The sequence below is a fragment of the Streptomyces sp. NPDC107471 genome (assembly GCF_055582845.1).
Genome location: NZ_JBVJPC010000007.1, coordinates 100467 through 118513, shown reverse-complemented (window position 1 = coordinate 118513; position 18047 = coordinate 100467). Strand labels below are relative to the sequence as shown.

Annotated in this window: 16 protein-coding genes; 15 read left to right on the top strand and 1 reads right to left on the bottom strand. The window is 70.9% G+C overall.

Annotated features, from left to right (window positions below; all coding sequences use genetic code 11):
- The first annotated feature begins 27 nt into the window (after positions 1 to 27).
- The 9 genes from mltG (at position 28) to nusB (ending at position 9155) form a co-directional block, all read left to right on the top strand.
- Entirely contained in the window at positions 28 to 1731 is a 1704-nt protein-coding gene (gene mltG, locus ACZ66S_RS24025) for an endolytic transglycosylase MltG (protein WP_469903579.1), read from the top strand.
- 60 nt (positions 1732 to 1791) lie between these two features.
- Positions 1792 to 2631 carry a shikimate dehydrogenase gene (locus ACZ66S_RS24020; RefSeq protein ID WP_469903578.1) on the top strand — a complete coding sequence of 280 codons (840 nt, stop codon included), beginning with the start codon at positions 1792 to 1794 and terminating at the stop codon, positions 2629 to 2631.
- A 241-nt stretch (positions 2632 to 2872) separates the two neighbouring features.
- Positions 2873 to 4057 (top strand): chorismate synthase, encoded by a 1185-nt coding sequence (gene aroC / locus ACZ66S_RS24015; RefSeq protein WP_469903577.1) that lies wholly within the window; start codon positions 2873 to 2875, stop codon positions 4055 to 4057.
- On the top strand, positions 4054 to 4566 hold the full coding sequence (locus ACZ66S_RS24010; protein ID WP_469903576.1) for a shikimate kinase: 513 nt from the start codon (positions 4054 to 4056) through the stop codon (positions 4564 to 4566). The genes aroC and ACZ66S_RS24010 overlap by 4 nt, the downstream gene beginning before the upstream one ends.
- Positions 4563 to 5654 carry a 3-dehydroquinate synthase gene (gene aroB / locus ACZ66S_RS24005; RefSeq protein WP_469903575.1) on the top strand — a complete coding sequence of 364 codons (1092 nt, stop codon included), beginning with the start codon at positions 4563 to 4565 and terminating at the stop codon, positions 5652 to 5654. The genes ACZ66S_RS24010 and aroB overlap by 4 nt, the downstream gene beginning before the upstream one ends.
- Positions 5655 to 5944: 290 nt before the next feature.
- A complete protein-coding gene (locus ACZ66S_RS24000; RefSeq protein ID WP_469903574.1) occupies positions 5945 to 6859 on the top strand; it encodes a Pro-rich N-terminal domain-containing protein in 915 nt (304 codons plus the stop codon).
- A 133-nt stretch (positions 6860 to 6992) separates the two neighbouring features.
- Positions 6993 to 8099, top strand: coding sequence for an aminopeptidase P family protein (locus tag ACZ66S_RS23995; protein ID WP_469903573.1), 1107 nt, complete (start codon positions 6993 to 6995; stop codon positions 8097 to 8099).
- A 52-nt stretch (positions 8100 to 8151) separates the two neighbouring features.
- A complete protein-coding gene (gene efp / locus ACZ66S_RS23990) occupies positions 8152 to 8718 on the top strand; it encodes an elongation factor P (protein ID WP_020117452.1) in 567 nt (188 codons plus the stop codon).
- A 2-nt stretch (positions 8719 to 8720) separates the two neighbouring features.
- Positions 8721 to 9155 (top strand): transcription antitermination factor NusB, encoded by a 435-nt coding sequence (gene nusB / locus ACZ66S_RS23985; protein WP_469903572.1) that lies wholly within the window; start codon positions 8721 to 8723, stop codon positions 9153 to 9155.
- 189 nt (positions 9156 to 9344) lie between these two features.
- On the opposite strand, the gene bldD is transcribed toward nusB, so the two are convergent.
- The gene (bldD, locus tag ACZ66S_RS23980) at positions 9345 to 9845 is read right to left on the bottom strand and encodes a transcriptional regulator BldD (protein ID WP_003956405.1); all 501 of its coding nucleotides are present in this window, start codon (positions 9843 to 9845) and stop codon (positions 9345 to 9347) included.
- Positions 9846 to 10098: 253 nt separating this feature from the next.
- Between bldD and pyrR the strand changes: the two genes are divergently transcribed.
- The 6 genes from pyrR (at position 10099) to carB (ending at position 18041) form a co-directional block, all read left to right on the top strand.
- Positions 10099 to 10674 carry a bifunctional pyr operon transcriptional regulator/uracil phosphoribosyltransferase PyrR gene (gene pyrR, locus ACZ66S_RS23975; RefSeq protein WP_053852070.1) on the top strand — a complete coding sequence of 192 codons (576 nt, stop codon included), beginning with the start codon at positions 10099 to 10101 and terminating at the stop codon, positions 10672 to 10674.
- An 82-nt stretch (positions 10675 to 10756) separates the two neighbouring features.
- Positions 10757 to 11734: an aspartate carbamoyltransferase catalytic subunit gene (locus tag ACZ66S_RS23970; protein WP_469903571.1), complete on the top strand. Its 978-nt coding sequence runs from the start codon at positions 10757 to 10759 to the stop codon at positions 11732 to 11734.
- A 5-nt stretch (positions 11735 to 11739) separates the two neighbouring features.
- A complete protein-coding gene (locus tag ACZ66S_RS23965) occupies positions 11740 to 13026 on the top strand; it encodes a dihydroorotase (RefSeq protein ID WP_469903570.1) in 1287 nt (428 codons plus the stop codon).
- Positions 13023 to 13601 (top strand): PH-like domain-containing protein, encoded by a 579-nt coding sequence (locus ACZ66S_RS23960; protein ID WP_469903569.1) that lies wholly within the window; start codon positions 13023 to 13025, stop codon positions 13599 to 13601. The genes ACZ66S_RS23965 and ACZ66S_RS23960 overlap by 4 nt, the downstream gene beginning before the upstream one ends.
- Positions 13598 to 14740: a glutamine-hydrolyzing carbamoyl-phosphate synthase small subunit gene (carA, locus tag ACZ66S_RS23955; protein WP_469903568.1), complete on the top strand. Its 1143-nt coding sequence runs from the start codon at positions 13598 to 13600 to the stop codon at positions 14738 to 14740. Before ACZ66S_RS23960 ends, carA begins: the two co-directional genes overlap by 4 nt.
- The gene (carB, locus tag ACZ66S_RS23950; RefSeq protein WP_469903567.1) at positions 14733 to 18041 is read left to right on the top strand and encodes a carbamoyl-phosphate synthase large subunit; all 3309 of its coding nucleotides are present in this window, start codon (positions 14733 to 14735) and stop codon (positions 18039 to 18041) included. The genes carA and carB overlap by 8 nt, the downstream gene beginning before the upstream one ends.
- The last annotated feature ends 6 nt before the right edge of the window (positions 18042 to 18047 follow it).

Here is an 18047-nt window from a genome sequence, read left to right as displayed (position 1 = left end):
CCGCCGCCTCGCGGCTCTAGGGGATCGATGACTGAGTATGGCCGGGGCCAGGAAGGCTCCGAACCGTGGCATCCGCAGGACCCGTACTACGGGGACGGCGGATGGGAAGGGCAGCAGGCTCACCCGGGCCGGCAAGCTGCCTACGGCGGCCAGCCGCAGCACCATCCGCAGGCGCAGCAGGAGCAGTACGGCGACTGGGGCACCGGCCAGCAGGGCGACTACGGTCAGGCGCAGCAGCAGCAGCAGTACGACCCGAACCAGGGCTACGGCCAGCAGCAGTACCCGGAGCAGCAGTACCCCGAGCAGCAGTACCCCCAGCAGCAACACCAGCAGCAGTACCAGCAGTACGACAACAACGGCTGGGGCACCGGCACGCACGTCCCGTACCCGGACCCCTCCGACCCGTACGGTCAGCAGGCGGCGGCCTACAACACGGGGGAGCAGCCCGACTACTACGGCACCCCTGACGCGTATCCGCCGCCGGAGACGCCGAGCCGTCGCCGGGCCGAGCCGGAACCGCAGCAGACCGACTGGGATCCCGGCCCCGACGAGGGCGAGCACGCCTTCTTCGCGGGCGGCGACGACGAGGACGTCGACGACGACGAGGGCGGCCGGGGCGACCGACGGGGCCGTGGCGGCAAGAAACCGAAGAAGCGGCGCAGCGGATGCGCCTGCCTGGTGGTCGTGCTGGTGTTCGGCGGCGGCATCGGCACGGTCGGGTATTTCGGCTACCAGTTCTACCAAAATCGTTTCGTCTCGGCGCCGGACTACGCGGGCGACGGCACCGGCGAGAAGGTGGCCATCACCGTCCCCTCGGGCGCCAACGGAGCGGAGATGGGACGGCTGCTCAAGGCGGCGGGTGTCGTCAAGAGCGTCGACGCGTTCGTGGCCGCCTTCGCCCGCAACGGTGAATCGGGCAAGATCCAGGCCGGCTCGTACCTCCTGAACAAGGAGATGTCCGCCGAGAGCGCCGTGGCGCTGATGCTCGACCCCAAGAGCCAGAACAACCTGATCATCCGCGAGGGCGAGCGCAACACGGATGTCTACAAGGCGCTCGACGAGCGGCTGAAGCTGTCGAAGGGCACCACGGCGAAGGTCGCGAAGCAGAAGTACAAGGACCTCGGGCTGCCCGAGTGGGCGCTCGGTCACCCCGATCTGAAGGACCCGCTCGAAGGGTTCCTGTACCCCTCCGCCTACGCGGTCAGCAAGGGGGACAAGCCGGAGGCCGTGCTCAAGGACATGGTCAGCCGCGCCAAGGACAAGTACGAGGCCATGGGGCTTGAGGAGAAGGCCGAGGGGCTGGGCCTGGACGGTCCCTGGCAACTGCTCACCGTCGCGAGCCTCGCGCAGGCCGAGGGCACGAGCCACGACGACTTCCGCAAGATGGCCGAGGTCGTCTACAACCGCCTGAAGCCGGGCAACCCCCAGACGTACGGCTCCCTGGAGTTCGACTCCACCTACAACTACGTCAAGAACCAGAGCAAGATCGACCTGACGATCGCCGAGCTCAAGCAGTACGACAACCCCTACAACACGTACTACGTGAAGGGTCTGCCGCCCGGGCCGATCGACAACCCCGGTGAAGAGGCCATCAAGGGGGCGCTCAACCCGACGCACGACGGCTGGTACTACTTCATCTCGCTGGACGGTACGACGAGCAAGTTCACGAAGACGCTCGCCGAGCACGACCGGCTCGTGCAGGAGTTCAACGCGTCACGGAAGAAGGACTGAGGACCGGAGGCCGCAGCCGGGCCGTGGTCCTCGTGTGACAACGGATCAAGGAAAGATTCCATGACAGCTCGGGCCACCGACGCCCGCCGGGCCGCCGTCCTCGGCAAGCCCATCGCCCACTCGCTCTCGCCGGTCCTGCACCGGGCCGCCTACCGGGAGCTGGGGCTCACGGGCTGGTCGTACGACCGGTTCGAGCTCGACGAGGCCGCGCTGCCCGGGTTCGTCGAGGAACTCGGCCCCGAGTGGGCCGGGCTGTCGGTGACCATGCCGCTCAAGCGGGCGGTCATCCCGCTGCTGGACGGGATCAGCGACACGGCCGCCTCGGTGGAGGCGGTCAACACGGTCGTGTGCACCGAGGACGGCCGCCGCCTCGGCGACAACACCGACATCCCGGGAATGGTCGCCGCCCTCCGCGAGCGGGGCATCGAACAGGTCGACTCCGCGGCGATCCTCGGCGCCGGCGCCACCGCCTCCTCGGCGCTCGCCGCGCTCGCCCGGATCTGCACCGGCGAGGTCGTCGCCTATGTGCGCAGCGACGCCCGGGCCGCCGAGATGCGGCAGTGGGGCGAGCGTCTCGACGTCGAGGTGCGCACCGAGGACTGGGCGGACGCGGCCGAGGCCCTGCGCGCCCCGCTGGTGATCGCGACCACCCCCGCAGGGGCCACGGACGCCCTCGCCCACGCCGTACCGGAGCGCCCCGCCGCCCTCTTCGACGTGCTCTACGACCCCTGGCCGACCGAGCTCGCGGCCCGCTGGTCGATGATCGGCGGAGCCGTGGTCAGCGGCCTCGACCTGCTCGTGCACCAGGCGGTGCTCCAGGTCGAGCAGATGACGGGCCTGGGTCCCGCGCCCGTGGAGGCCATGCGCGCGGCGGGCGAGCACGCCTTGACGGCCCGCTGACGTGTGGTGACCGAGCGGGACATGGCGATCCCGCAGGCGATCAGGAGCGCGGCCGAGCGGATGGCCTGACCGGCCGGCGGGCCCGGGACGTCCGTCTGCTGGACCTGTGACCGGTGGTCGCCGTCGGACGTGGGAGGATCGGAGGTGGCCGGCCGGGGCCGCGCACCTGGTCGCGCCGTTGCCGCACGCGAGGACGCGCGTAAGCAGGGCAGTACCAGGGCGCGAGCACTGAGGAGCACCGTTGAGCAGGTTGCGCTGGCTGACCGCGGGGGAGTCCCACGGTCCCGCACTCGTCGCGACGCTGGAGGGCCTTCCCGCCGGCGTGCCCATCACCACGGAGCTGGTGGCGGACCACCTGGCGAGGCGTCGGCTGGGCTATGGCCGCGGTGCCCGGATGAAGTTCGAGCAGGACCAGGTCACCTTCCTCGGCGGCGTCCGGCACGGTCTGTCCCTCGGTTCCCCGGTCGCGATCATGGTGGGCAACACCGAGTGGCCGAAGTGGGACCAGGTCATGTCGGCCGACCCCGTCGACCCGGAGATCCTGGCGGGCCTCGCGCGCAACGCCCCGCTGACCCGCCCGCGCCCCGGCCACGCCGACCTCGCGGGCATGCAGAAGTACGGCTTCGACGAGGCCCGGCCGATCCTGGAGCGCGCCTCCGCGCGGGAGACCGCGGCCCGGGTGGCGCTGGGCGCGGTGGCCCGGTCGTACCTGAAGGAGACGGCCGGTGTCGAGATCGTCAGCCATGTCGTCGAGCTGTGCTCGGTGAAGGCCCCCGCCGGGGTGTACCCGACCCCGGCCGACGTCGAGAAGCTGGACGCCGACCCGCTGCGCTGCCTGGACGCGGACACCTCGAAGGCGATGGTGGCCGAGGTCGACCAGGCCCACAAGGACGGCGACACCCTCGGTGGTGTGGTGGAGATCCTGGCGTACGGCGTGCCCGTGGGCCTCGGCTCCCACGTCCACTGGGACCGCAAGCTGGACGCCCGTCTCGCGGGTGCCCTCATGGGCATCCAGGCGATCAAGGGCGTCGAGCTGGGTGACGGTTTCGAGCTGGCGCGGGTGCCGGGCTCGAAGGCGCACGACGAGATCGTGAACTCGCCCGAGGGCATCCGGCGCGTCTCCGGGCGCTCCGGCGGCACCGAGGGCGGCCTGAGCACGGGCGAGCTGCTGCGGGTGCGGGCCGCGATGAAGCCCATTGCGACCGTGCCGCGGGCCCTGCAGACCGTGGACGTGACCACCGGCGAGGCCGCGCAGGCGCACCACCAGCGCTCCGACGTCTCCGCGGTCCCGGCCGCCGGCATCGTCGCCGAGGCGATGGTCGCGCTGGTCCTGGCGGACGCGGTGGCCGAGAAGTTCGGCGGCGACAGCGTGCCCGAGACCCGCCGCAACGTGCAGTCGTACCTCGACAACCTGGCCATCCGATGAGCCCGGTGGTCGTCCTCGTCGGTCCGATGGGCGTGGGCAAGTCCACCGTCGGGCGGCTGCTGGCCGAGCGGCTCGCGGTGGGCTACCGGGACACCGACGACGACATCGTCGCCGAGCAGGGCCGCGCCATCGCGGAGATCTTCGTCGACGAGGGCGAGCAGGCCTTCCGCGCGATCGAGAAGACCGCCGTACGACGGGCGCTGGCCGGACACGAGGGCGTCCTCGCCCTCGGCGGCGGCTCGGTCCTCGACGAGGACACCCGTGCCCTGCTGGCCGGGCAGCGGGTGCTGTACCTGTCGATGGACGTCGAGGAGGCGGTCAAGCGCACCGGCCTGAACGCCGCCCGGCCGCTGCTCGCCGTCAACCCGCGCAAGCAGTGGCGCGAGCTGATGGAGGCCCGCCGCCATCTGTACGAGTCGATCGCCACGGCGGTCGTCGCCACCGACGGCCGCACCCCCGAAGAAGTCACCGACATCGCGCTGGACGCACTGGAGTTGAAGGAAGCATGAGCGAGGCAGTGACGCGCATCCAGGTCGGCGGCACCGCGGGCAGCGAGCCGTACGAGGTCCTGGTGGGACGTCAACTCCTGGGTGAACTCGGTGCGTTGGTGGGGGAGAAGGCCCAGCGGGTCGCCGTCATCCACCCCGAGGCGCTCGCCGACACCGGTGACGCGCTGCGCGCCGACCTCGCCGAGCAGGGCTTCGAGGCCGTCGCCATCCAGGTGCCGAACGCCGAGGAGGCCAAGACCGCCGAGGTCGCCGCCTACTGCTGGAAGGCCCTCGGCCAGTCCGGCTTCACCCGCTCCGACGTCGTGGTCGGCGTCGGCGGCGGCGCCACCACCGACCTCGCCGGGTTCGTGGCCGCCACCTGGCTGCGCGGGGTGCGCTGGATCGCCATCCCGACCACCGTGCTCGCCATGGTCGACGCGGCCGTCGGCGGCAAGACCGGCATCAACACCGCGGAGGGCAAGAACCTCGTCGGCGCCTTCCACCCGCCCGCCGGCGTCCTGTGCGACCTGGCCGCGCTGGACTCCCTCCCGGTCAACGACTACGTCTCCGGACTCGCCGAGATCATCAAGGCCGGCTTCATCGCCGACCCGGTGATCCTGGAGCTCATCGAGTCCGACCCGCAGGCCGCGCGCACCCCGGCGGGCCCGCACACCGCCGAGCTCATCGAGCGCTCGATCCGGGTCAAGGCCGAGGTGGTCTCCTCCGACCTCAAGGAGTCGGGCCTTCGGGAGATCCTCAACTACGGCCACACGCTGGCCCACGCCATCGAGAAGAACGAACGGTACAAGTGGCGGCACGGCGCCGCCGTCGCCGTAGGCATGCACTTCGCCGCCGAACTGGGCCGTCTGGCGGGCCGGTTGGACGACGCGACCGCCGACCGCCACCGCACGGTCCTGGAGTCGGTCGGTCTGCCGCTGCACTACCGCTACGACCAGTGGCCCAAGTTGCTGGAGACCATGAAGGTCGACAAGAAGTCCCGGGGCAACCTGCTGCGGTTCATCGTCCTCGACGGACTGGGCAAGCCCACCGTCCTGGAGGGCCCGGACCCGGCCGTCCTGCTCGCCGCGTACGGCGAGGTCGGCCAGTAAGTCCCGCGACGGGCGTTCCGCCTGATTCGCCTTGCCCCAGGGGCACTTCGGGGCGCCCCCGGTCGTTTCACCAAACATGGGCCGGGGGCGGTACCGTTCGATGGCGAACGGGGTATGCACCACCCCGTAACCAGCGCCGATCAGCCTGACGCGAGTGAGCCGGAGGGGCGCGTCGGAGCCGTGAGGACGAGCGGGCACGGGCTTTCGGGCCACCTCCGCTCGGGCTCCCGGCACCGACGCGAGCACCCCGCGGCGAGCAAGCCGAAAAAGACGAGACGGAGTGGCACCGGATGCAGCACGCAGTGGGTTCTCCGCTGCCGCCGCCCCATCAGCCGGGGCACGGACCGGCCGCCGGCTGGTCGTCGGCCGCACACCACCCGGGACCGCATCACCCGGGTGCCCACCAGGGCTCCGCCCCGGTGCCCCCGCCGCCGTCGGCACCGGGCTTCACCCCGGCTCCCGTACCGCCGACGCCGCCGAGCTTCACCCCGGGTCCCGTACCCCCGACGCCGCCGCACTCACCGGTCCCGCCCGCGCCGCAGCACTCGCCGGGTCCGGTACCCGACACCACCGGCCATGTGCCCCTGCCGCCCGGCGCACCCGTGGGCGCCCCGAGCACCCCGCCCGTCGCCGCGCCCGACCCCGCCGGCACCACCCTCGCGGTGCTGCTCATCGGCCCGGCGGGCGCCGGCAAGACGAGCGTCGCCAAGTACTGGGCCGACCACCGCCGGGTCCCCACCGCCCACATCAGCCTCGACGACGTGCGCGAGTGGGTGCGCTCGGGCTTCGCCGACCCGCAGTCCGGCTGGAACGACCACTCCGAGGCCCAGTACCGGCTCGCCCGCCGCACCTGCGGCTTCGCCGCCCGCAACTTCCTCGCCAACGGCATCTCCTGCATCCTCGACGACGCGGTCTTCCCGGACCGGCCCGTGGTCGGCCTCGGCGGCTGGAAGCGGCACGTGGGCCCGGGACTGCTCCCGGTGGTCCTGCTGCCCGGCCTGGAGATCGTCCTGGAGCGCAACGCGGAGCGCTCCGGAAACCGCCGCCTGACCGACGAGGAGGTGGCCCGGATCCACGGCCGGATGGCCGGCTGGTACGGCTCGGGCCTGCCGATCATCGACAACAGCCAGATGGACGTGGTGCAGACGGCGAAGGTGCTGGACGACGTCCTGGCGCGGTCGATCGCGAGCCCGCCGAGCTGGTAGGCGAGGACCGCCGGACGGACCGAGGGCCCCGGAGGTCCGCCGCGCGGGCGCCACCGGTCCCGCGGACGACGGCCGACCCCCACTCGGCCTCGCCCGAACGGCGCTCAACCTGCGAAGCTCCTACGCTCAAGTCATGTCAGAGGTGTACGCCACCCGCAGAACCCGCCTACGCGACCGCTGCCAGGCCGGCGGCAGCCAGGCCGCGCTGATCTCCCGTCCGGCCAACGTCCGCTACCTCGCGGGTGCCGCCCCGCGGGGCAGCGTGCTGCTCCTCGGCAGGACCGAGGACCTCCTGGTGTGCGCCGGCCCCCCGGACGACCGTCCCGGCGTCGGGCGTCCCGACGAGGCCCTGCGACCGCACCACCTTCCTAGCGCCGGGGGCGACCCGGCCGTCGCCGCGGCCGACCTCGCCACCGCTCAGGGCGCGGAGTCGCTCGCCGTGGAGGAGAAGCACCTCACGGTGGCCCGGCACCGGGCGATCCGCTCGGTCGCCCCCCGGCTGCGCCTCGCCGACCTCGGCGGCGCGGCCGAGCAGCTCCGCGTCATCAAGGACGAGGAGGAGATCTCCTGCCTGCGCATCGGCGCCGAGATCGCCGACCAGGCCCTGGGCGAACTCCTGGAGTCCATCCTCGTGGGCCGCACCGAGCGGCACCTCGCCCTGGAACTGGAGCGCCGCCTCGTCGACCACGGCGCCGACGGCCCGGCCTTCGCCACCTCCGTCGGCACCGGTCCGAACTCCGGCCGCCCGGCCCACCGGCCCACCGACCGCCGGGTCGAGGAGGGCGACTTTCTCTCCGTCTGTCTGGGCGCGAGCTACCGCGGCTACCGCTGCGAGATCGGCCGCACCTTCGTCATCGGTACGTCTCCGGCGGACTGGCAGATCGAGCTCTACGACCTCGTCTTCGCCGCTCAGCGGGCCGGACGGGAGTCGCTGGCACCCGGCGCCGCCTACCGTGACGTGGACCGTGCGGCACGCCAGGTACTGGAGTCCGCGGGGCATCACGAGGGGCTGCCGAGCCTCACCGGACACGGGGTGGGACTCGAAATCGACGAGGACCCGCAGTTGGCCCCCGCGGCCATGGGTAAACTGGACGCTTGCGTGCCGGTCACCGTCGAACCGGGGGTCCACCTCCCGGGACGGGGCGGCGTCCGGATCGATGACACGCTCGTCGTACGCCCCGAGGCGGACGGCGGACCCGAGCTACTCACCATCACGACCAAGGAGCTGCTCGCACTATAGGCAACGTGCGTGCGCCGGGGTCGTCCACGTCAGTCCAGGAGATTCCGCAACCGTGGCTTCCACGAACGACCTCAAGAACGGCCTGGTGCTCAAGCTCGAAGGCGGCCAGCTCTGGTCCGTCGTCGAGTTCCAGCACGTCAAGCCCGGCAAGGGCCCCGCATTCGTGCGCACCAAGCTCAAGAACGTGCTGTCCGGCAAGGTCGTCGACAAGACGTTCAACGCCGGCGTCAAGGTCGAGACGGCCACTGTCGACAAGCGCGACATGCAGTTCTCGTACATGGACGGCGAGTACTTCGTCTTCATGGACATGGAGACCTACGACCAGCTCATGGTCGACCGCAAGGCGGTCGGCGATGCCGCCAACTTCCTGATCGAGGGCTTCACGGCCACCGTCGCGCAGCACGAGGGCGAGGTGCTCTTCGTCGAGCTGCCTGCCGCCGTCGAGCTCGTCGTGCAGGAGACCGAGCCGGGCCTGCAGGGCGACCGCTCCACCGGCGGCACCAAGCCCGCCACCCTGGAGACCGGTCACCAGATCCAGGTCCCGCTCTTCATCACCACCGGTGAGAAGATCAAGGTCGACACCCGCACGAGCGACTACCTCGGCCGGGTGAACAGCTAACCGTGGCTGCCCGCAACACGGCCCGCAAGCGCGCCTTCCAGATCCTCTTCGAGGGCGACCAGCGCGGCGTCGACGTCCTGACGGTCCTGGCGGACTGGATCCGGCTGTCCCGTGAGGACACCAGGCAGCCGCCGGTGAGCGAGTACACGATGCAGCTCGTCGAGGGCTACACGGGGCACGCGAAGCGCATCGACGAGCTGATCGCGCAGTACGCGGTCGGCTGGACGCTGGACCGGATGCCGGTCGTCGACCGCAACATCCTGCGTCTGGGCGCCTACGAGCTGATCTGGGTCGACGAGACCCCGGACGCGGTGGTGCTCGACGAGATGGTGCAACTGGCCAAGGAGTTCTCCACGGACGAGTCGCCCTCGTTCGTGAACGGCCTGCTGGGCCGGCTCAAGGACCTGAAGCCGTCGCTGCGCCGGGACGAGGCGTAGGCCGAGGCGCCGCCGCGGCTCGACCGGGACGCACAATCGCCTGAGGGCCCGCAGCACGATCGCTGCGGGCCCTCAGGCGTACGTCGGGGCGCGAGAGCCCCACGAGGCCCGCAGAAAGCCGCCGGGGCGGTCGGAACGGTGAAGTTCCGGCCACCCCGGCGGCACGTTTCTGCTGAGGCTGGGAGCGGCTCAGCTCTCCTCGTGGGACACCGCGCGACGTGCGTCCGCGTCCAGCACGCCCCAACTGATGAGCTGCTCGGTCAGGACCGAGGGGGACTGGTCGTAGATGACGGCGAGTGTGCGCAGGTCGTCCTGGCGGATCGAGAGCACCTTGCCGTTGTAGTCACCGCGCTGGGACTGGATCGTCGCGGCGTAGCGCTGGAGGGGGCCGGCCTTCTCGGCCGGGACGTGGGCCAGCCGCTCCAGGTCCAGGACCAGCTTCGGCGGGGGCTCGGCGGCCCCGCCCGGAGTGGTGCCGGGCAGCAGCTCCTGCACCGGAACGCCGTAGAAATCCGCCAACTCGGCAAGACGCTGCACGGTCACCGCGCGGTCGCCGCGCTCGTACGAACCGACCACGACCGCCTTCCAGCGTCCCTGGGACTTCTCCTCGACACCGTGGAGGGAAAGGCCCTGCTGGGTGCGGATGGCCCGGAGCTTGGCCCCGAGCTGTTTGGCGTATTCGCTGGACATATAGCTCCCCGGACACTGGATCGACGCGGCCGCAGTGGTTTCGAGCCGCGCGTCTGGTAACTCACTGTGAGGTTACGCAGCGTGACTCTTGTGCGTCAAGCCGAATGGTCCACACCGACGCTTCCGTGAGAGTGGAGGTCGATTGGGCCAAGGGGGTGAATCGGGACCTCGTTCCGGCCTGCTACGGTGGATGGCGCAAATCCGACGTCCTTTAAGGTCCGTCCCGTGAGGCGGAGAAGGAGGTCCGTTTCGTATGGACAAGCAGGACACTTCCGATATCCAGGCGTCCGATGCCCGGCCCGTTCTCGAAGGCCCGGACATCGCGCGCGTGCTGACCCGCATCGCCCACGAGATCGTCGAACGCGCCAAGGGCGCCGACGACGTGGTGCTCCTCGGGATCCCGACCCGGGGCGTCTTCCTCGCCCAGCGGCTCGCCGCGAAGCTTGAGGAGATCACCGACCGCAGGATCCCGGTCGGTTCGCTCGACATCACCATGTACCGCGACGACCTGCGCATGCACCCGCCGCGTGCGCTGGCCCGCACCGAGATCCCCGGTGACGGCATCGACGGCCGCCTCGTCGTCCTCGTCGACGACGTGCTCTTCTCCGGCCGCACCATCCGCGCCGCCCTGGACGCCCTGAACGACATCGGGCGTCCCCGCGCGGTGCAGCTCGCGGTCCTCGTCGACCGAGGCCACCGCGAACTGCCCATCCGCGCCGACTACGTCGGCAAGAACCTCCCCACGTCGTTGCGGGAGACGGTCAAGGTCCAGCTCGTCGAGGAGGACGGTCGCGACACCGTGCTGCTCGGTGTGAAGCCGGCCCACTAGCGAGCCCTCTGGGGCACGCCTGCCCTCGGCGCGCCCTCGCTTGCCCGGAATCTCCCCTGAACTGCCTTACGGAGCCTGACAGATGCAGCGTCATCTCATCTCGGCCGCCGACCTCACCCGCGACGACGCCGTCCTGATCCTCGACACCGCCGAGGAGATGGCCCGGGTCGCCGACCGGCCGATCAAGAAGCTGCCGACCCTGCGCGGCCGCACGATCGTCAACCTCTTCTTCGAGGACTCCACGCGCACGCGTATCTCCTTCGAGGCCGCCGAGAAGCGTCTCTCGGCGGACGTCATCAACTTCACCGCCAAGGGCTCCAGCGTGTCCAAGGGCGAGTCCCTCAAGGACACCGCCCAGACCCTGGAGGCCATGGGCGTCGACGCCGTCGTCATCCGCCACGGCGCCTCCGGGGCGCCGTACCGCCTGGCCAACTCCGGGTGGATCGACGCGGCCGTCATCAACGCCGGTGACGGCACCCACCAGCACCCGACGCAGGCCCTGCTGGACGCGTTCACCATGCGCCGCCGGCTCGTCGGACGGGACGCGGGGATCGGCCAGGATCTCTCGGGCAAGCGCATCACGCTCGTCGGGGACGTCCTGCACAGCCGCGTCGCCCGCTCCAACGTCGACCTGCTGCACACCCTCGGCGCCGAGGTCACGCTCGTCGCCCCGCCCACCCTGGTGCCGGTCGGCGTCGAGACCTGGCCCTGCGAGGTCTCGTACGACCTCGACAGCACGCTCGCCAAGTCCGACGCGGTGATGATGCTGCGCGTGCAGCGCGAGCGCATGAACGCCGCGTTCTTCCCCACCGAGCGCGAGTACTCCCGCCGCTACGGCCTGGACGGCGAGCGCATGGCGCGGATGCCGGAGCACGCCATCGTGATGCACCCCGGTCCGATGGTCCGCGGCATGGAGATCACCGCCGAGGTCGCCGACTCCGACCGCTGCACCGTGGTGGAGCAGGTCGCCAACGGCGTCTCCATCCGGATGGCCGTGCTGTACCTGCTGCTCGGCGGGAACGAACCCGCCGCCTCCCACACCCGCATCGAGGAGAAGTAAGTCACATGAGCAAGATCCTGATCCGTGGTGCGAAGGTCCTCGGCGGCGAGCCGCAGGACGTCCTGATCGACGGCTCCGTCATCGAGGCGGTCGGCACGGGCCTCGCGGCCGAGGGCGCCGAGGTCGTCGAGGCGGCCGGCAAGGTGCTCCTGCCGGGCCTGGTCGACCTGCACACCCATCTGCGCGAGCCGGGCCGCGAGGACTCCGAGACCGTGCTGACCGGCACGCGCGCGGCGGCGAGCGGCGGCTACACGGCCGTGTTCGCCATGGCCAACACCTTCCCCGTGGCCGACACCGCCGGTGTGGTCGAGCAGGTGTACCGGCTCGGCCAGGAGCACGGCTACTGCGACGTGCAGCCCATCGGCGCCGTCACCGTCGGCCTGGAGGGCAGGAAGCTCGCCGAGCTGGGCGCCATGCACGAGTCTGCCGCAGGGGTCACCGTCTTCTCCGACGACGGCAAGTGCGTCGACGACGCCGTGATCATGCGCCGGGCGCTGGAGTACGTGAAGGCCTTCGGCGGGGTCGTCGCCCAGCACGCCCAGGAGCCGCGGCTGACCGAGGGCGCCCAGATGAACGAGGGCGTCGTCTCCGCCGAGCTGGGCCTCGGCGGCTGGCCCGCGGTGGCCGAGGAGTCGGTCATCGCCCGGGACGTCCTGCTCGCCGAGCACGTCGGCTCCCGCGTCCACATCTGCCACCTGTCGACCGCCGGGTCCGTCGAGATCGTGCGCTGGGCCAAGTCCCGCGGCATCGACGTCACCGCCGAGGTCACCCCGCACCACCTGCTCCTCACCGACGAGCTGGTGCGCACCTACAACCCGGTCTACAAGGTGAACCCGCCGCTGCGCACCGAGCGGGACGTGCTCGCCCTGCGCGAGGCCCTCGCCGACGGCACCATCGACATCGTCGCCACCGACCACGCCCCGCACCCGCACGAGGACAAGGACTGCGAGTGGGCCGCCGCCGCGATGGGGATGGTCGGCCTGGAGACCGCGTTGTCAGTGGTGCAGGAGACCATGGTGGACACCGGGCTCCTCGACTGGGCCGGGGTCGCCGAGCGCATGTCCTTCAAGCCCGCCCGCATCGGGCAGGCCGCCGGACACGGCCGCCCCGTCTCGGCTGGTGAGCCCGCCAACCTCACGCTGGTCGACACGGAATACCGTGGGTCGGTGGACCCCGCGGGCTTCGCCTCCCGCAGCCGCAACACTCCGTACGAGGGGCGTGAGCTGCCGGGCCGTGTCACGCACACGTGGCTCCGGGGCAAGGCCACGCTCGTCGACGGGAAGCTCACGTGACATCTGAAATCCTGCTGGCCGCCGGTCTCGCAGCCGAGAAGAAGTCGGCCGAGGTCACCGACTGGGCCGCCCGCGTCGGCTGGCTCGTCGGCCTCGCCCTGTTCGTCGCGCTCGTCTACTGGCTGATGCGCGAGGGCTGGAAGTGGCGCGGCACGCTCCAGGGCGACCTGCCCGAACTGCCCGGCGCGCCGGACGACCCCGGCCCGGCGAGACTGAGCATGAGCGGCCGCTACCACGGCTCCACCACGGCCGGTCAGTGGCTCGACCGGATCGTGGCGCACGGCCTCGGCACCCGCAGCCGGGTCGAGCTCACCCTGACGGACGCGGGAGTGGACGTCGTACGCCCCGGGGCGACCGACTTCTTCATCCCGCGCGAGGCCCTGCGGGAGGCCGTGCTCGGCAAGGGCATCGCCGGCAAGGTCCTGACCGAGGGCGGACTCCTCCTCGTGACCTGGGCGCACGGCGAGCGACTGATCGACTCGGGGTTCCGCTCGGACCACGCGGCCGAGCACACCGAGTGGGTCGACGCCATCAACTCCATGATCAACAAGACGGAAACGGAAGGCGCACGATGACGACCTCCACAAGGGGGGCCTCGAAGGTCCCCGCGGTACTCGTCCTGGAGGACGGCCGGATCTTCCGCGGCCGTGCCTACGGGGCCGTGGGGGAGACCTTCGGCGAGGCCGTGTTCTCCACCGGCATGACCGGCTACCAGGAGACCCTGACCGACCCCTCGTACGACCGCCAGATCGTCGTCGCGACCGCCCCGCAGATCGGCAACACCGGCTGGAACGACGAGGACGACGAGTCCCGCCGCATCTGGGTCTCCGGCTACGTCGTGCGCGACCCCGCGCGCGTGCCGTCCAACTGGCGCGCCCAGCGCTCCCTGGACGACGAACTGGTCGCGCAGGACATCGTCGGGATCTCCGGCATCGACACCCGCGCGCTCACCCGCCACCTGCGCGAGCGCGGCTCCATGCGCGCCGGGATCTTCTCCGGCGAGGCGATCCCCGCCGACTCCGAGCTCGTCGCGCGCGTGCAGGCCCAGCCGCAGATGAAGGGCGCCTCGCTGTACGAGGAGGTCGCCACCAAGGAGACGTACGTCGTCCCCGCGGTCGGCGAGAAGAAGTTCACCGTCGCCGCGATCGACCTCGGCATCAAGGGCATGACCCCGCACCGCATGGCCCAGCGGGGCATCGAGGTGCACGTCCTGCCGGCCACGGCGAGCGTCGACGAGGTCTACGCCGTCGAGCCGGACGGTGTGTTCTTCTCCAACGGCCCCGGCGACCCGGCGACCGCCGACGGCCCGGTCGCGCTCATGACCGCCGTACTGGAGCGCAGGACGCCCCTGTTCGGCATCTGCTTCGGCAACCAGATCCTCGGGCGGGCCCTCGGCTTCGGCACCTACAAGCTGAAGTACGGGCACCGGGGCATCAACCAGCCCGTGCAGGACCGCACCACCGGCAAGGTCGAGGTCACCGCGCACAACCACGGCTTCGCCGTGGACGCGCCGCTCGACAAGGTCAGCGAGACCAAGTTCGGCCGCGCCGAGGTCTCCCACGTGTGCCTGAACGACGACGTCGTGGAAGGGCTCCAGCTCCTCGACCAGCCGGCCTTCTCCGTCCAGTACCACCCCGAAGCGGCAGCGGGCCCGCACGACGCCGCCTACCTGTTCGACCGCTTCGTATCCCTGATGGAGGGCCAGCGTGCCTAAGCGCACCGATATCCAGTCCGTCCTGGTCATCGGCTCCGGCCCGATCGTCATCGGCCAGGCCGCCGAGTTCGACTACTCCGGCACCCAGGCATGCCGCGTGCTCAAGGCCGAGGGCCTGCGCGTCATCCTCGTGAACTCCAACCCGGCGACGATCATGACCGACCCGGAGATCGCCGACGCCACCTACGTCGAGCCGATCACCCCGGAGTTCGTCGAGAAGATCATCGCCAAGGAGCGCCCCGACGCCCTGCTGCCCACCCTGGGCGGCCAGACGGCCCTCAACACGGCGATCTCGCTGCACGGGGCCGGCACCCTCGACAAGTACGGCGTCGAGCTGATCGGCGCCAACGTCGAGGCCATCAACAAGGGCGAGGACCGAGACCTGTTCAAGGACGTCGTCGAGGAGGTCCGCAAGAAGATCGGGCACGGCGAGTCCGCCCGCTCGGTCATCTGCCACTCCATGGACGACGTCCTCCAGGGCGTCGAGACGCTCGGCGGCTACCCGGTCGTGGTGCGCCCCTCCTTCACCATGGGCGGCGCCGGCTCCGGCTTCGCGCACGACGAGGAGGAGCTGCGCCGCATCGCGGGCCAGGGCCTCACCCTCTCGCCGACCACCGAGGTGCTCCTGGAGGAGTCCATCCTCGGCTGGAAGGAGTACGAACTGGAGCTGATGCGCGACAAGCACGACAACGTCGTGGTCGTCTGCTCCATCGAGAACTTCGACCCCATGGGCGTGCACACCGGCGACTCGATCACCGTCGCGCCCGCCATGACGCTCACCGACCGCGAGTACCAGGTCCTGCGGGACGTCGGCATCGCGATCATCCGCGAGGTCGGCGTCGACACCGGCGGCTGCAACATCCAGTTCGCGGTGAACCCCGAGGACGGGCGGGTGATCGTCATCGAGATGAACCCGCGCGTGTCGCGCTCCTCGGCGCTCGCCTCCAAGGCGACCGGCTTCCCGATCGCCAAGATCGCCGCGAAGCTCGCCGTCGGCTACACGCTGGACGAGATCCCGAACGACATCACCGAGCAGACCCCGGCCTCCTTCGAGCCGACGCTCGACTACGTCGTGGTCAAGGCCCCGCGGTTCGCCTTCGAGAAGTTCCCGTCCGCCGACTCCACCCTCACGACCACCATGAAGTCGGTCGGCGAGGCCATGGCGATCGGCCGCAACTTCACCGAGGCCTTCCAGAAGGCGCTGCGCTCGCTGGAGAAGAAGGGCAGCCAGTTCACCTTCGTGGGCGAGCCCGGCGACCGGACGGCCCTCCTGGAGGAGTCCGTACGGCCCACCGACGGCCGTATCAACGCCGTCATGCAGGCCATCCGCGCGGGTGCCACGCCGGAGGAGGTCTTCGAGTACACGAAGATCGACCCCTGGTTCGTCGACCAGCTCTTCCTGATCAAGGAGGTCGCGGACGAGCTGGCCGAGGCGCCCGAACTCACCCGGGACCTGCTCGCCGAGGCCAAGCGGCACGGCTTCTCCGACCAGCAGATCGCCGAGATCCGCGGGCTGCGTGAGGACGTGGTGCGCGAGGTGCGGCACGCGCTCGGCGTGCGCCCGGTCTACAAGACCGTCGACACCTGCGCCGCCGAGTTCGCCGCGCGGACGCCGTACTTCTACTCCTCCTACGACGAGGAGAGCGAGGTCGCGCCCCGCGAGAAGCCCGCGGTGATCATCCTGGGCTCCGGCCCCAACCGCATCGGCCAGGGCATCGAGTTCGACTACTCCTGCGTGCACGCCTCCTTCGCGCTGTCGGAGGCCGGGTACGAGACGGTGATGGTCAACTGCAACCCGGAGACCGTCTCCACCGACTACGACACCTCCGACCGGCTGTACTTCGAGCCGCTCACCCTGGAGGACGTCCTGGAGATCGTCCACGCGGAGCAGCAGGCCGGACCGGTCGCGGGCGTCATCGTGCAGCTCGGCGGGCAGACCCCGCTCGGTCTGGCGCAGGCGCTCAAGGACAACGGCGTACCGGTCGTGGGCACCTCGCCCGAGGCGATCCACGCCGCCGAGGACCGCGGCGCCTTCGGCCGTGTCCTCGCCGAGGCGGGCCTTCCGGCCCCCAAGCACGGCACCGCCACCACCTTCGCCGGCGCCAAGGCCATCGCGGACGAGATCGGTTACCCGGTCCTCGTACGGCCCTCGTACGTCCTCGGCGGCCGGGGCATGGAGATCGTCTACGACGAGACCCGCCTGGAGTCCTACATCGCCGAGTCGACCGAGATCAGCCCCTCGCGGCCGGTCCTGGTCGACCGCTTCCTCGACGACGCCATCGAGATCGACGTCGACGCCCTCTACGACGGCCAGGAGCTCTACCTGGGCGGAGTCATGGAGCACATCGAGGAGGCCGGCATCCACTCCGGCGACTCGGCGTGCGCGCTGCCGCCGATCACCCTGGGCGGCTTCGACATCAAGCGCCTGCGGGCCTCCACCGAGGCCATCGCGAAGGGTGTCGGGGTGCGCGGACTGATCAACATCCAGTTCGCGATGGCCGGCGACATCCTCTACGTCCTGGAGGCCAACCCGCGCGCGTCCCGCACCGTCCCCTTCACCTCGAAGGCGACCGCGGTACCGCTCGCGAAGGCCGCCGCCCGCATCTCGTTGGGCGCGACCGTCGCCGAACTGCGCGCCGAGGGCCTGCTCCCGGCCAACGGCGACGGCGGCGAACTCCCGCTGGACGCGCCGATCTCCGTGAAGGAGGCCGTCATGCCGTGGTCGCGCTTCCGCGACATCCACGGCCGCGGCGTCGACACGGTCCTCGGCCCGGAGATGCGCTCCACCGGCGAGGTCATGGGCATCGACTCCGTCTTCGGCACGGCGTACGCCAAGTCGCAGGCGGGTGCCTACGGGCCGCTGCCGACCAAGGGGCGTGCCTTCATCTCGGTCGCCAACCGCGACAAGCGCTCGATGATCTTCCCGGCGCGCGAGCTCGTCGCCCACGGCTTCGAACTGCTCGCCACCTCCGGCACCGCCGAGGTCCTCAAGCGCAACGGCATCAACGCCACCGTCGTGCGCAAGCAGTCCGAGGGCACCGGCCCGAACGGCGAGAAGACCATCGTCCAGCTCATCCACGACGGCGAGGTCGACCTGATCGTCAACACCCCGTACGGCACCGGCGGCCGCCTCGACGGCTACGAGATCCGTACGGCGGCCGTGGCGCGGTCGGTCCCGTGTCTGACGACGGTCCAGGCGCTCGCCGCCGCCGTCCAGGGCATCGACGCCCTCAACCACGGCGACGTGGGCGTCCGTTCGCTCCAGGAACACGCGGAACACCTGACCGCGGCCCGCGACTAGCAGCCC